The 15063-nt window shown below is 39.8% G+C and carries 10 protein-coding genes; 4 read left to right on the plus strand and 6 right to left on the minus strand.

Annotated elements, in window-relative coordinates; translation table 11 throughout:
- Positions 1 to 278: 278 nt before the first annotated feature.
- From DX873_RS05255 to DX873_RS05270, 4 genes are read left to right on the plus strand one after another with little or no spacing between them, the layout of a single operon-like run.
- The gene (locus DX873_RS05255) at positions 279 to 1415 is read left to right on the plus strand and encodes a glycoside hydrolase family 26 protein (protein ID WP_116183447.1); all 1137 of its coding nucleotides are present in this window, start codon (positions 279 to 281) and stop codon (positions 1413 to 1415) included.
- 3 nt (positions 1416 to 1418) lie between these two features.
- The gene (locus DX873_RS05260; RefSeq protein ID WP_116183448.1) at positions 1419 to 3251 is read left to right on the plus strand and encodes a sodium:solute symporter family protein; all 1833 of its coding nucleotides are present in this window, start codon (positions 1419 to 1421) and stop codon (positions 3249 to 3251) included.
- Positions 3252 to 3259: 8 nt separating this feature from the next.
- Complete coding sequence (locus DX873_RS05265; protein ID WP_116183449.1) at positions 3260 to 4447, plus strand: glycoside hydrolase family 130 protein; 1188 nt, start codon at positions 3260 to 3262, stop codon at positions 4445 to 4447.
- Positions 4413 to 5627, plus strand: a complete 1215-nt coding sequence (locus DX873_RS05270) for an AGE family epimerase/isomerase (RefSeq protein WP_232520863.1) — start codon at positions 4413 to 4415, stop codon at positions 5625 to 5627. The genes DX873_RS05265 and DX873_RS05270 overlap by 35 nt, the downstream gene beginning before the upstream one ends.
- A gap of 13 nt (positions 5628 to 5640) precedes the next feature.
- Here DX873_RS05270 and DX873_RS05275 read toward each other — a convergent pair whose 3' ends face one another.
- The 6 genes from DX873_RS05275 to DX873_RS05300 form a co-directional block, all read right to left on the minus strand.
- Positions 5641 to 6516: an AraC family transcriptional regulator gene (locus DX873_RS05275; protein ID WP_116183451.1), complete on the minus strand. Its 876-nt coding sequence runs from the start codon at positions 6514 to 6516 to the stop codon at positions 5641 to 5643.
- A 98-nt stretch (positions 6517 to 6614) separates the two neighbouring features.
- Positions 6615 to 10037: a glycoside hydrolase family 38 N-terminal domain-containing protein gene (locus DX873_RS05280; RefSeq protein ID WP_116183452.1), complete on the minus strand. Its 3423-nt coding sequence runs from the start codon at positions 10035 to 10037 to the stop codon at positions 6615 to 6617.
- A 42-nt stretch (positions 10038 to 10079) separates the two neighbouring features.
- Positions 10080 to 11876 carry a class I mannose-6-phosphate isomerase gene (locus DX873_RS05285; RefSeq protein ID WP_116183453.1) on the minus strand — a complete coding sequence of 599 codons (1797 nt, stop codon included), beginning with the start codon at positions 11874 to 11876 and terminating at the stop codon, positions 10080 to 10082.
- Positions 11873 to 12601, minus strand: a complete 729-nt coding sequence (locus DX873_RS05290) for a GntR family transcriptional regulator (protein ID WP_116183454.1) — start codon at positions 12599 to 12601, stop codon at positions 11873 to 11875. Before DX873_RS05290 ends, DX873_RS05285 begins: the two co-directional genes overlap by 4 nt.
- Positions 12602 to 12739: 138 nt before the next feature.
- Positions 12740 to 13549, minus strand: coding sequence for a universal stress protein (locus tag DX873_RS05295; RefSeq protein ID WP_116183455.1), 810 nt, complete (start codon positions 13547 to 13549; stop codon positions 12740 to 12742).
- Positions 13550 to 13647: 98 nt separating this feature from the next.
- Positions 13648 to 15018 carry an aldehyde dehydrogenase gene (locus DX873_RS05300; protein WP_116183456.1) on the minus strand — a complete coding sequence of 457 codons (1371 nt, stop codon included), beginning with the start codon at positions 15016 to 15018 and terminating at the stop codon, positions 13648 to 13650.
- Positions 15019 to 15063: the final 45 nt, after the last annotated feature.

Here is a 15063-nt window from a genome sequence, read left to right on the forward strand (position 1 = left end):
GATACAAGATGCTATTTTGGTTGTCCATTTGGGATGAAAAGATGATATCATGTTAAAAAAAGCACGGCTCTAAATCAAAAACAAAGTATTTATATCATTGATATACAGATGTATAAACAAAGTTTATGTTTTATATCTTCGAAGATTGGATATGATAACCTGAAAATATTCTTTATTTATTTGATTAAATAATATCATTAGTTTTTACTGGCCCTACGTATATTTGATTCATATATTGTGAGCTCTACTGAACACCAACCAACCACAATGAAACTAGTATGTCATTCAAAATTTATTCAAGAAAGATTCTGATCTTACCAATGGTCTTAATTTGGGTCTGCTCTTGCAAGCCACTTTATAATGAGGTGTACACTAAACCTGATTTGGTCGACGCCAAACCTTCCAGGACCACCAAAAAGCTTCATAAAAAACTCTTTTTTTCATCAAAAAAGGGAATCCTATTGGGTCACCAAGATTCTCCTGGATACGGTATTGGTTGGAAATACAACGTAGGATCCAAAATTTTTGAAAGCGACGTTCAAAAGACAACAGGTGATTTCCCTGCAGTATATGGCTTTGACTTGGGACATATTGAACATGGCCTTAGAAACAATCTTGATTCACTTTCTTTCAAGGCCATTCAGGAAGTGATTATTGAGGCGTATTCTAAAAAGGGAATAATCACAATTAGTTGGCATCTGGACAATCCTGTCACAGATGGTGATTCTTGGGACGTGGAGCCGGCAGTAGACCAAATCTTAAGAAACCAAGAGGTTTGGAAAAAATATGAAGATTGGGTCGGTCAGTTGGCCAATTTCATTAAATCCTTGAAATACAGAGGAAGACCCATACCCATTGTTTTAAGGCCTTTTCATGAAATGAATGGAGATTGGTTCTGGTGGGGAGAAGCCAGTTGTTCCGTACAGGATTATATTTCTTTATGGAGGAAAACGGTCACGCTTTTAAGAGACCATCATGATTTAAATCAAATTCTCTACACCTATTCTCCTAATATAGTTGACAGTGAAGAAACTTATCTTGAATACTATCCCGGGGACGAATATGTTGATATTCTGGGGATTGATATTTATGATCATAACGATTCGGACGAGTACATAGAAAATCTTCAAGGCAACATTAAAATACTCAAAAAGATAGCTGCAGATAAAAACAAACTTTACGCCTTTACCGAAACAGGGTTTGAGAAAATCCCTAATGAAGAATGGTTCACCCAGGTACTCTATCCGCAAATTGGATCATCTGGGATTGCGTGGGTGCTTTTTTGGAGAAATGCCAATAAGACCCATCATTATGTTCCGTATCCTGGACATGTAAGCGGAACAGACTTCTTGAGATTCAGTAAATTTCCAGAAATCTTATTGTTACGTGATTTACAAGCATCTAAAAAGTATTGATCAGTGCTCTCTACAAGTGATATCGTCATAATTGCAGTCTACTTATTGACCACTGTGGTCATCGGACTCGTCGTTAAAAAAAATGCCCAGAAAAGCAAGGATGCTTATCTGTTGGGAGGAAAATCCATTCCCTGGTACATGCTGGGATTGTCGAACGCCTCTGGGATGTTTGACATTTCGGGGACTATTTGGTTGGTGACCTTAATGTTCGTCTATGGAATCAAAAGTGCTTGGATCCCATGGTTATGGCCGGTGTTCAACCAGATTTTCTTGATGGTATACCTTTCAAAATGGTTAAGACGTTCTAACGTTACCACAGGAGCAGAATGGATTGGAACCCGATTTGGGTTTGGTAAAGGTGCCAAGCGTTCGCATTTGATCGTTGTGGTCTTCGCATTGATCATGTGCTTGGGATATTTGGCCTATGGATTTATTGGTCTCGGAAAGTTCATTGAGATTTTTGTCCCATGGGAGTCCATAAGTAGTTACATACCGTTTGATATTCCACTTGAATACGTGCCACACTTTTATGGTACCATTTTTACTTTTTTTGCTGTTTTCTACTCCTTATTGGGAGGTATGTCCGGAATTGTGATGACCGACGTGGTACAATTCAGTATCATGACCGTTTCTGGCTTGGTTATAGCATACATAGGCTATCAGGCAGTTGGAAGCAATCCTTTGAACGTGCCCGATGGCTGGATGAATCCATTCTTCGGTTGGGAACTCAACCTGGATTGGACCAATATTATTCCCAAAGTAAACGACAAAATACGATCTGATGGTTTCGGGCTCTTCACCATATTCTTTATGATGATGGTTTTTAAAGGAATATTGGTCAGTGTTGCCGGCCCTGCACCCAACTACGATATGCAAAAGATTCTTTCAACAAAATCTCCTGCAGAAGCATCAAAGATGAGTGCCTTTGTTTCAGTGGTTTTAATGCCTATACGTTATCTCATGATTGCGGGTTTTGCTGCTTTGGCATTGATATATTATGAAAGACTGGATTTGATGAATGCAGCCGGGAATATAGATTTTGAATTGATTTTACCCACAGCAATGATCGAATTTGTTCCAATGGGTCTTCTAGGACTACTGCTTGCTGGATTGATTGCTGCATTTATGTCAACCTTTGCCGGAACACTCAATGCTGCGCAGGCTTATCTGGTAAATGATATATACTTAAAGTATCAAAATCCTGATGCATCCAGCAAGAAAATAAGGAACATGAATTACTTCTTTGGTATAATCGTGGTGATAATCAGCATAGTTTTAGGGTTTTTCGCGGAAGATGTTAATGCCGTGCTTCAATGGATCGTTTCCGTATTATATGGGAGTTATGTTGGGGCTAATGTTCTTAAATGGCATTGGTGGAGGTTTAACGGAGAGGGCTTTTTCTGGGGAATGGTGGCAGGTCTTGTCAGTGCAGCTATCATTCCAGAACTTTTTCCAGATGTCCTGGAGCTATATTTGTTTCCCATATTGTTATTCGCCTCTTTGGTCGGAAGTATCATCGGCACCTATTCCGCGCCACCAACAGACGAGAAAACCCTCACATCTTTTTATATAAATGTAAGGCCATGGGGGTTTTGGAAACCAATTCATGAGAAAGTGGCCAAAGAAAATCCAGATATTTCCAAGAATACTGAATTTGGCAGGGATATGTTCAATGTACTTATCGGAATTGTAGCGCAAACTGCCCTGGTCATAATTCCTATGTATTTAATTTTTAGGAAAAACACTGAAATGTATGTTTCATTGGTGATTTTGGCAATATGTATAGTATTGCTCAAAAAATACTGGTGGAATAGATTAAACCAACAACTAGATTAAAATTTTATATGAACATAGCCCCTCAAGACTATTTCGAAAAGTTGAAAGAAGAACATAAAAGACTTCTGGAAAGAAAGAATATACCGTTAAATAAGTCAAATGGCATATACTATAGATATGAATTCCCTATTGTGACACCAGATCATATACCACTGAATTGGAGATACGATCTCAATGTAGGGACCAATCCTTTTATGATGGAGCGCATTGGGTTCAATAGCACATTTAATGCGGGTGCCATAAAACGTAATGGAGCTTATCTCTTGTGCTTGCGAGTTGAAGGTAATGACCGCAAATCGTTTTTTGCCATGGCAGAAAGCCCTAATGGAATTGATAGTTTTAGGTTTTGGGATAAGCCATTCGTTATTCCCGAAATTCCGGGAAACCCCGATACCAATATCTATGATATGCGGCTAACGGAGCATGAAGATGGTTGGATCTATGGTATTTTCTGTACTGAAAGAAAAGACCCCAACGCTTCGTCGGAGGACACTAGCTCGGCGATTGCAAATGCGGGGATAGTTCGTACAAAGGATTTCAAAAACTGGAAAAGGTTGCCCGATTTGGTCTCAGATTCAGGGCAGCAACGAAACGTAGTATTGCACCCTGAATTTGTAAATGGAAAATATGCGCTTTACACCCGGCCTCAGGACGGATTTATCAACGTGGGAAGCGGAGGTGGAATTGGATTGGGGTATGTTGATGACATGACCAACCCAGTAGTAAAAAATGAGAAAATCATAAATAATAAAAGGTACCATACGGTTTATGAACTAAAAAATGGTCAGGGACCAGCTCCCATCAAAACAAAGAAAGGCTGGCTGCATTTGGCCCATGGAGTTCGTAAAACCGCCGCTGGTTTGCGCTATACATTGTACATGTTCATGACCAAACTGGAGGATATCTCAAAAGTCAGCCATCAACCTGCAGGTCATTTTATGGCACCAATCAATGGTGAACGCACAGGAGATGTTTCCAATGTATTATTTGCCAATGGTTGGATAGCCGATGATGATGGCACGGTATACATTTATTATGCTTCTTCAGATACCAGAATGCACGTAGCTGTCTCCACGGTAGACAAACTAGTGGATTATGTGATGAACTCTCCAGAGGATAAATTCACTTCTGCAAATTCAGTGAAGACCGTTCTTGAATTGATTGAAAAAAACAAAGGGTTTTGTATTGATGATTAATGCTTACAAACAGCTTAAATCCGAATTAAGAGCAGAGCTGGACCGCATTCTAGAGTACTGGGCCAATGAAACTATTGATCGGGAACATGATGGATTTCTGGGCAGAATTGACCATACTAACAAAGTGATTACCAAATCCCCGAAAGGAATCATTCTGAACACCCGGATTCTTTGGTCGTTTAGTGCAGCATCCAACTATTTAGGAACAGATAAATACCGAGCTGTTTGCGATAGGGCTTATCACTACCTAAAAACCAACTTCAAGGACAGTGCTCAAAATGGTGTTTTTTGGGAATTGGACTATACCGGAGCACCCATTAACGGTCGCAAACAGATTTATGCCCAGGCCTTTGCCATTTACGCACTTTCAGAGTACTATACTTTTTCTAAAGATGAAGATTCCAAAATATGGGCCATAGAGCTTTTTGAAACGATAGAAAAAACTGCAAAGGATGAAATGAATGGCGGGTACTTGGAGGCTTTCAATGAAGATTGGTCTCCAATTTCTGATATGAGGCTGAGCACAAAGGATATGAATGCTGCCAAGACTATGAACACTCATTTACATATTCTTGAGGCCTACACTAGACTCGCGGACATTCATAACAGTGACTCGCTTAAAAAATCACTTTACGACCTTGTTCTTTTATTCCAGGAAAAATTCTTGAACAAAGAGAATCACTACGAACTATTCTTTGATCTTAATTGGAATCTATTGAGTAGCACCATTTCATATGGACATGACATTGAAACGGCCTGGTTGGTGATAGAAGCTACAAAACGTTTGGGGAATAATCAATTATTGGATAATGTTGAGCAGACGGCCATAAAGGTAGCTGATACTTTCATGAAGGAAGCCATTGCTTCGGATGGTGGTGTTATCAATGAAAAAAACTTAAAAAATGGCCAAGTGGATACCGACAGACATTGGTGGCCACAACTGGAAGCCATGGTTGGTTTAAAGTATGTCTACGAGCTTACAGACAACGAGAAATACATTTCCACTTCCCTATCCATTTGGGAATTTACCAAAAACCATTTGATCGATCATAAAAATGGAGAATGGCATTTTAGGGTTGATGAGAATGGAAATCCCTATACAGAGGAAGACAAAGTAAGCATGTGGAAAGCACCTTATCATTCTACTAGGGCTTGCATTATGTTGAATACGGCTTCTTGATTAAACTGTTAGGCTAAAGCACCTTTTTGATTCCCTCAAACTCTTCTTTGAACTCACTAGGGGTGCATTTCTTGATCTTTTTGAAAATCCTATTGAAATTGGCAATGTTATTAAACCCGCATTTGTAACTAATTTCAGCAATGTTCATGTTTGATTCAATCAACCATCTTGAAGCATAACTGATTCTGGTCTCATTGGTATATTCAATAAAGGTGCGGCCAGTACGTTTTTTAATGAATCGATTAAAGGTCACTGGGCTCATATTCACCAATTCGGAAATCTCCGCAAGGGTAATTTTCCGTCCAAAATTTTGATGTATGTAATCATAGACCGTTTTAATACGGTCACTGTTTTCAAACACATCGTTCATGGAAGAGCTATAGGTGGATAACTGTACCTGATTCCTAGACGTGGCAAGATCCTGTAATATGGACAACAACTCCATAAAATAGTCCATGTTGTCTATTTTAGAAAGAGACAAGATTCTTGTTTTCAAATCTTTAGCTGTTTTGCTGGAAAAAAGCACCCCACGATTGGAACGTTGTAAAAGTTCTTTTATGGACTTAAATATTCTTCTTGAGAGCAGCTTTTCATCAAACAGGTCATTATGGAACTGAATGGTGATCTCGTAGATTTTATCGCTTTTGCAATTGTGGGTCTGCCACCCATGCTCTAGATTGGGTCCTACCAATACAAGTTCAATATTGTCAATCTCCTCCATGCTGTCCCCCACTATCCGACGGACACCTTTGCCGTTCCAGATAAAGTTAAGCTCATATTCCGGGTGAAAGTGGATAGGGAAATCAAAGTGTGATTTGACCCTGTCAAAAACCAAAAAACTATCATCTTGTGATAATGGTGTAATCTCCCGGTGTACATGCTTGTTCATATAAGCAATGTAAAGATTAAATACATCATTTACAATAGAATCAAGGCCCCGTTAGGTTAATCGCTCCACTTCTACCCTCTTATAGTTATGCCATTTTACTAAGATTTTAACTCCAGAACAATGAACTTTGTCTCAAAATGCTCCATTTTAACCGAACCTTGTAGCTCCTGTATTTCTTCTCCCAAACTGTTGACCTCTTTTGCCGAAGTAATATTGGGATTGTTCAAAACCTTGGCCAAATCCAACACTGCAGATTTTCCTTCAGTTTCTCGTACTTGCAATAAGATTCCTTTTCCATCTTCAAAAGGTCTAGAGTTAACCAACAACAGGTTTTTGGGTGAATTGAGATCAATTATAGATTCTGCAGATTGTTTGGAACCTTTCTCCGTTCCGGCCGAATAGGCCCGTGCAATCATGGGAACACGATTTTCTATTCCAAATCGGGTTGCAAATGACGAGGAATTGTCTTCTGAGGAAGTAATTTGGTACTTCCACTTTAACTCTCCCTTTTGACTTGCCTTAAAATTGGTCACCCAATAATTGTTCAATACCCAAGAGAAAATATGGCTGTTTGGCAATGGGCGCTTGTAATAGTATCGCCCTGTGTTGATTCCACCAAAATGTACCAAAGGCACATCCCCGGTACAGAAAACTATCTGACTATCATTACTCTTTACAGTTGCAAAATTTTGCACGGTATTCCAATCCGATGCAGTACCTTCCAGTTGGTTCACCCCTGGTTCTACTACACCTCCCTGTACTTCGAACAAAAGCTTACCTTCATTTTGAGAGGTGAACGGAAATGCAATGAACACTCCTTCCGCATTGGTGTTTTCAAGCTTTTTCATTCTATACAGAAGCTCCATTTTTTTGGTTTGATGGTAAAGCCTCAACTCAATATCCAATCCTTCTTCATCTGCACATTTAGGAATCTGTCCATTAAGGAAAAGGCTTTTCCAAATACTCCCATTTTTGCTTCCGGTAACCTTCAAATCGGACAAGGTCAAAATTTCTTTATTGAGGGGTTTGTAAACGGTATCTCTCAGCTGGTAGGTTAATCTTTCCATTTCACGGCGATCTGCCAAAAGCTCGTAAATCAAAGTTCCCAACTTGTATGTGCTGCCCTTATCAACCAATTCACGCTGCAATACCTTATCGTACATAGAAGCAATTCCGTTTTGGGAAAGGTCTAACGTAATTCTATAAAAGTCATTTTCAAAAATATTGGAAGCGGGTACCTCCTCCGCTTTTTTCTTAAGTGGATTGTCATTTACTTCAATATTATATGTGGTAAATCCAAGCGGAGGAACATCTTTGACCCAAATGGACCAATAGCTTCCATCACTTCTACTTCTTAGTAATTGTGCAGGTACCTCATTTCCATTTTCATCTACAATTTTTGCCTCTTTATCAAGTGGCAGTTTATCATGGTCGATATATACTTCCACCGCTCCGGAACGTTCCCAGTTGAGTGTATTGTATATTGTTATGCTAGGTTCCTTTGATTTTTTTACATAAGGTTGAATCAAGCCGATTGCCTTTTCTCGCAACAAATTGGATTGTTGGTTGGCAGACCAAACATAGGATAGCTTCTGCCGCCATTGGTTTATGGAATTTTCCCCGTCAGGATTGGAGATGCTTTCGTCCGCTCCAAAGGTGTGCTCATCATAGAACAACAGGTTGTCATAGCATTGATACATGTCGTTGAGCACTTCTTCTGAAATTTTGGCACCTGAAGCCTGGGCCATGGTCATCAACCCCATAGTGGCTATCATATTGGCCTGAGTTTTTCTTGCTGTCTTGGTCTCATTCATGGCAGAGCCAAAGCCATCGGTCCACCAATCTGGCCACGCCACCTTTTTCGTATCCAGCTGTTCCCCATAATTCTTATCCAAATACACCATGAACTCACTATCCAAAGAAAGCTTGAGCTTGGGCCATTCGTATTTTTCATTCCATGCTTTCACAATATCACAAGCTTTTGTTGATGGAGGCGAATTATCTGTTAGGTAGCCCGAGAATTGAAGTGCCGCCCTATCCATAGGATAGTTTTTGGATTCTAGGTCAAATAGATATTCTGATAAATTGTTACGGAACACATCCATATTTCCTGAAGTAAGTGCCAAAGTATTCCCGTGCATATAATGATCGCTCCTAAAGGCAAGCAATTTGTTTCCCGATGGGGATTCCCACCAAAACGAGGTTGGCTTGTTGAACGGAACATGTGCCCTATGTCCATGTTGCCCCATGGTAAGGTACTTTACTCCAGTGTCATGATAGAAATCTACCATGCACCAACCAATCCCGTTCACATCATTCTGCATTGCAGCAGTGACATCTATTCCTTGCTCCTTGAATTGTTTTATAGTCTGTGTTTGAATTGCTAGGGCTGTCTCATCCACAATTTCGGAGAAATTGAAGAACATCCCAGTCACCTCTATCCTACCTTCACGAATTCGCCTGAGCAATCGCTCAACTTGTTCAGCTGGGCGACTGTTTAAATATTCCCTGACCGTCCATGAAACCTCACAGGTCCATCTAAATTTTGCATTTTCAGGATAATCATCGGTTTGGTCACAAAAATCCAACGCATCATCAATATATCTTAGGTGTTCTGCCAGGATTTCAGATTGCTGTCGGGTATATCCAATATCTGTATGGCTATGTTGAACCAGATGAACTGTCCATTCTTTTACCGGTTTTAAGTCAATTACCTTTTCCTCTACCCTATTGCCTCTGGTTATTTTTGCTACTGCAGTCGAAGGCTGTTGAACCCTAGGGATTGTAAAATCCAGTTCATTCAATCCCGGTTTCAAGGGAAACTGTTTTTGGTCATTGTCCACCATAATGTCCACACTGGTGGGTGGCCCTAGATGAATGATGTTAAATCGGATGGTACTGAATAAATCGCCATCCTTTTTGCTTACAGTATTCAGCTGAAAGGCAGAAGACTTATCACTTAGAGCAACTTTATAGGTCATATACCAAGCATTGCTCTGAGCGTCCGTAGCGCTAACTTTAATAGTTACAGGTTTTCCTTTTTCTATGGTTTTGGTAGGAAGCGTTAAAATGGCAAAACCCATTTGATCTCCATGTCGGTCCTCCATGGTACGTCTAAAAACAAGTCGGCTCTTATTGGCTCCTTGGATTTCCACATCTTCAACATCATTGTTGGTGGGACCTGAAAAAGAGAGCAATTTGTTTCCTTGCACAGATAAATGGAATGTTTTTGCATCTGGCCGAACGTCAAAGGCATAGAGCCAAATAAAGGAAACTGTCTTGTTTTTATAATCCTGCGGAATTGCTTCCGTTTTCCACTCCAAGGCGTCAAAATTTTTATCAGCCCTTAGTAATAAAGCTTGATCACTGGAGGAGTTTGGTGAGTGATAGGCAAAGTTTGTTCCTGCTATTGCCTCATCATAACCGGCAAAATAATCTTTTTGAGCCGTAATCGTATTAGTTAATGTGAATATGCATACAAGCAGTGTATACACTTTAAAGTTAAACCTGTTCCTTTCCATTTCTTAGTGTTTTTGCAGTTGATATTTTAAACAGTATGTTTTTCAATTCCTTTGGAATTGTATTTTTCCGATATCCACAAATGCTTTCACCACCTTGCAAGGCAATTCTCCCTCATTGATCAAGCTGTAGGAATCACACGCAGCAGGAACCACGAAGGTTTCAGCATAATTGAACCGTTGTTTTATTCCTTTGGATGTAACCAGCATTACGGAAGTACCTTCCACAACTGAAAGCACGTGACATTGATTGTTCGTATTGATTTCCATTGTATCCTCAAATTCATATCGATACACTTCGTAGAAGTGTTCTTTATGGGTTGGTAAATGGATTATCTTCCAATTTTTTCCTTGATTGATTATTTGAGGTTTGGAGATAAACTCTCTTTCTATTACTGATTCCGTGCGGGTGAAGTCCAAATTATCAAAGCCCCTTTCAATATTGATGGGCCTTGGCTTTCCATCCAAATCAACCCGTAACCAATCATATAATTTAAAAGTGAAAATGTAGGGCGTAGCGCTAATCTCCAAAACCATGTTATTCTTTCCAGAACCATGAATGGTGCCGTTTGGAATAAGGAATAAATCATGCTTTTCCGCCTTCATGGAGTGGACATAATTGGCTATCTCCACTACATTGCCACGTTTTTGACTTGTTTCTAGTTCGTTCTTAAACTTGGCAGGCTCTATTCTCTCTTTGAAACCCAAATAGACTTTGGCATCCTCTTTTGCGTCCAGAATATAGTAGCATTCATCCTGAGTGAAATTCTCACCAAACTCTTTTACAAAGTAATCTTGTTGTGGGTGTACTTGAATGGACAGATTTCCTCCATCAAAGGTGTCCAGATAATCAAATCTGATTGGAAATTCATATCCAAAATACTTCGCAGCCTCTCCTAGTACGTTTTCGTACTCTTGAAACATCAAGAAATCGAAAGACAACTCCAATATTTTGCCATCGTCCTCCAATAACAATCCATTTTCTGGGGTAATGAGCTCAAAAGACCATGCATAGTTGGGAACATCTTGGCTTAACCCTGGAATCTGGTCCTTCATCCAAGTTCCTCCCCAGGCCCCTGGTTCAAACCATGGCCTGACCCTAAAGAAATTTTGACTCATCTCCTTTAGAGCAGTTCGCATAGCTTCCCCTTTGGTCCACATAGGCTGTTGTGGTTTTTGATCATCCACAAACACATCAATATGGTTTGCCAACTGCTGTTTGTGCTTGTTGAGTACAATCCAGTCCACAAAGTAGAAGCGTTTGTACATCTCTTTGGGGTTGTCCAATGGTTTTTCAGCACCAAGATTGGCAATGGCCTTTGCCCTCATTCTAAATTGAAGCTCGTTTTTAGGGATGTCCACATAAACTAATGGAGCATTCCATTGACACAAGGCAGCCCCAGGTCCGTAAATTATATTAAGCTGAGCTTCCGGGTCGGGAACTATGGCCTCCAAATCTTGCTTGTTAAAGAAATCAAGAATATCTAGCGAGGTTCTTGTACCAAAAATTGGGTCATTTCCTCCTAAAAACGGTTCAATTAAAGCATCTATTTGGGAGCTCTCCTTTAAGGCCGAAGCAACATCATGAAACCGAACATGGATTCCCTTTTTCTTGAAATATGAGTTGAGCCCACTACACAAATCATCCCAGAACACACCTACATACCCATCAATAACAATGGTTTTATGCTTGAGCATGTACGATGCCAACTGCTCATATCCGATATGAATTTGGCCGGCATCAAGTTTAAAGCAAGGGTATATGTCGTAGCGTCCCTTATCTGATGCCATTACGGAATCCGGAACAAGGAACTGTGTGGTTTTTCTTTTTTGTTCACTCATTGGTTTCTATGGATATCAATGGTGTAGGTGAACTTGTCACTTCTGTAATAGCACAGATTGTATTCAATAATTCGGTTTCCGGGGTCGAGTACTTTTCTGATTCTTAGAAGCAATGGTGCTCCAAATGGTATTTGGAGTTCTTGTGAGAGAAATTCATCGGCAGCTATCGCCTTGATCTCTTCTTGAGAGGTAACTGCACGGGTAGCATAATCTGTTTCAAGTATTTGATAAAGCGGTTTGCTAAAATCTTCCTTGCCCGTTAATCCCACCCTCGGATGAAAGTATGAATAAAACAAAACGAAGGGGCCATCTTCATCACCTCGCAACCGAGTAAGTTCAAGAACTTCCTTGTCCTCTTTAATGTTTAATACTTTGGAAAGTTCAACATCTGCTTTTACAAAAGAGGCTTCCATCCTGTAAGTCTTGAGCTGTACTCCCATTTGGGTCATTTCCGCAGTAAAGCTGGACCAATTGTCTAGTTTGGTGCTAAGACTGTTGGGCACCACAAAAGTCCCTACCCCCTTTTTTCTTACAATAGCATTTTCATAGACCAATTTATTGGTGGCTTGCCTAATGGTATTTCTTGCCACCCCCAATAGTTTGGACAAATCGACTTCTTTGGGCAAGGGTTCTCCCTGAATGTATCGTTCTTCCTTAATAAGCTCACGTAACAGCTGCTCTACCTGCGCATGTAAAGGAACAGAACTTGTATGGTCTATATTCATATTATTATGTTCATATGTTTGAACATATAAAAATAACAAGAAATTATATCTTAATCAACTAAGTCTTTAAAAAATTAATTCACATCAACTTAAGACTAAACGACCAGGGGAAATACTACTAATGGTTACTAGATTATTTTAGCGCATCACCAAGATGGGTATGTTCAAACGCCTAACCATTTGTTTGGTAGTGTTAGGCATAAGACCAATTCCTTTGGCACTCTCCGATGAAATACAAAACAACTCAGTATTGGTTTTCTTGACATAGGAAACAATTCCTTCAAGAGCATTCTTACCTTCTGAGAAAACATAGGAAACTATATTCCTTCTCTCACCTTCGGTACTATTTTCTTCAGATGCGTTTTGCCCATCATTTACACTGAACATTCGTAAGGGTTTAGTAGTTTGCTTGTTTAGGTCATCCAGAAGTTCTGATTGATTCATATCAGAAATACTCCTACCATAAAAGCCAAGTGAAAGATCTTTAAACCCTCCTTGTTTGATTTCATCTCCAGAAATAAGAACATTGACATTGCACTCGTTAAGCACAAAATTCGTGACTCCTTTGTCCAATAGTTTTCCCAATACAGTTTGGGGTTTTCCAAGGACTACGATATCTGGTTGTTTTTCGGACAAGTAATTTTTAATGGTTGATTTTACATTACCATAGGCAATTTTGTGGGCTACGGCTATATTTGCCTTTGCCACTACGTCTTCAATCTGTGACCGAAGCCTAGACTCTGTACTTCTGTTGTCTTTGTGGATAGTGCGAATGGCAGATAACTGGTTATCGCCCTTTACAACATCAAGAGGAGCCTTTACATGAAGAACTTCCACAGACGCATTAATTGTCCTGGCAAGCTCTACGGCATTTAGAAGAGAAATATTAGAATCGGGAGAAAGGTCGGATAATACCAAAATCTGGTATTTGTTTTTTTTCGTATTCATACTGCAATTTTAGGTTACTTAATCAATCTCCTTAAAGATATAGTAGGAATACTGTTATTTCCTAGGTGTTTAACTTTTGATTATAATAAGTATAACATTTAAAATAAGTATTTAAAGAGTTTTATAAATCGCTCTGGAATGCCATAAGGTGCATAGCGCAAGGGCACATCCAACCAAGTTGCCCTTTTTACCACACCTTTTTTATGGGAGAACAAATCAAAGGAATGTTTCCCGTGATATCCCCCAAAACCGGAGTGACCCACACCGCCAAACGGTAATTTCTTGTTACTGATCTGTACAACGGTGTCATTAATGGTTCCGCCACCAAAGGCATATTTGTTTATGATTCGCTCGCTGAATTTTCCATTGTTGGAAAACACATAGAGCGCCAACGGTTTTTCATAATGGGAAATATACCTGTGCAAATCTTCATCGGTTTCATATGAAATGATAGGTAATATTGGCCCGAAGATTTCTCCTTGCATCAAAGTACTGCCCATATCAGGTTCATCTACCAAAGTGGGTTCTAGGTAGCGTTCATCATCATTATATTGTCCCCCGAATAGCAATTTCTGCCCTTCGAGCATCTTTTTGAGTCCTAAGTAATGCTTCTCGGTAGTGATACGTGCAAAGTCAGCGGATTTTTGAACATCTTCCCCATAAAATCGTGCAACGTTTTGCTTCAAAGCTTCTGTCAACGCTTCTTTCTTGGAAGTGTGAACCAAGATATAGTCGGGAGCAATACAAGTTTGGCCGGCATTGATGTGTTTTCCCCAGGTTATTCGTTTAGCGGCCAGCTTAATAGAAGCTGTTTCATCCACAATACACGGGTTCTTTCCCCCGAGTTCCAATGTCACCGGTGTTAAATGCTCAGCAGCGCTTTTGTACACGATTTTACCCACATTAGTACTTCCAGTAAAGAAGATATATTCCCAACGTTGAGCCAAAAGCTCTTGAGAAACAGATACCCCACCTTCCACTACGGTCACATATTCTGGCGGAAAGACGTTTTTAATTATCTGTGCTATAATTTTTGAGGTATTGGAACTAAATTCTGATGGTTTTAGGACAGCAGTGTTTCCTGCAGCCAACGCGCCTATTAAAGGTGCAAGGGTCAACATGAAGGGATAGTTCCAAGGAGAAATAATCAATATTTTACCGTAAGGCTCTGAATAAATCCAATCCGAAGACGGATAATGGGTCCAAGACCCCTCTACCCTTTCCGGTTTGCTCCAATACTGCACATTCTTTATGGCAGTACCCAATTCAGCCAACACCATTTGGGTCTCCGTGGCCAAAGATTCAAACTTTGGTTTTTTAAAATCAGCATAAAGTGCATCACAAATAGCATCCTCTTGAGAAAGTATTTCCCTTTTCAGCTTCTTCAAATACTGTTTTCTAAAAGCAACATCCTTAGTTTGTTGGGTGTCAAAAAAAGCGTTCTGCGCTTGCACAATCTCTTTAATCATACTGTCAAAATCAATTCCATAAATATAACCAAACCAGTAAAAGAA

This window comes from Flagellimonas nanhaiensis, assembly GCF_003382275.1.
In the GTDB taxonomy this organism is placed as follows: domain Bacteria; phylum Bacteroidota; class Bacteroidia; order Flavobacteriales; family Flavobacteriaceae; genus Flagellimonas; species Flagellimonas nanhaiensis.

Excerpts from the sequence above, each read along its gene's own strand:
- DX873_RS05255 (WP_116183447.1), top strand. The coding sequence starts at position 279 with ATGTCATTCAAAATTTATTCAAGAAAGATTCTGATCTTACCAATGGTC.
- DX873_RS05265 (WP_116183449.1), top strand. The coding sequence starts at position 3,260 with ATGAACATAGCCCCTCAAGACTATTTCGAAAAGTTGAAAGAAGAACAT.
- DX873_RS05275 (WP_116183451.1), bottom strand. The coding sequence starts at position 6,516 with ATGAACAAGCATGTACACCGGGAGATTACACCATTATCACAAGATGAT.
- DX873_RS05280 (WP_116183452.1), bottom strand. The coding sequence starts at position 10,037 with ATGGAAAGGAACAGGTTTAACTTTAAAGTGTATACACTGCTTGTATGC.
- DX873_RS05285 (WP_116183453.1), bottom strand. The coding sequence starts at position 11,876 with ATGAGTGAACAAAAAAGAAAAACCACACAGTTCCTTGTTCCGGATTCC.
- DX873_RS05290 (WP_116183454.1), bottom strand. The coding sequence starts at position 12,601 with ATGAATATAGACCATACAAGTTCTGTTCCTTTACATGCGCAGGTAGAG.
- DX873_RS05295 (WP_116183455.1), bottom strand. The coding sequence starts at position 13,549 with ATGAATACGAAAAAAAACAAATACCAGATTTTGGTATTATCCGACCTT.
- DX873_RS05300 (WP_116183456.1), bottom strand. The coding sequence starts at position 15,018 with ATGATTAAAGAGATTGTGCAAGCGCAGAACGCTTTTTTTGACACCCAA.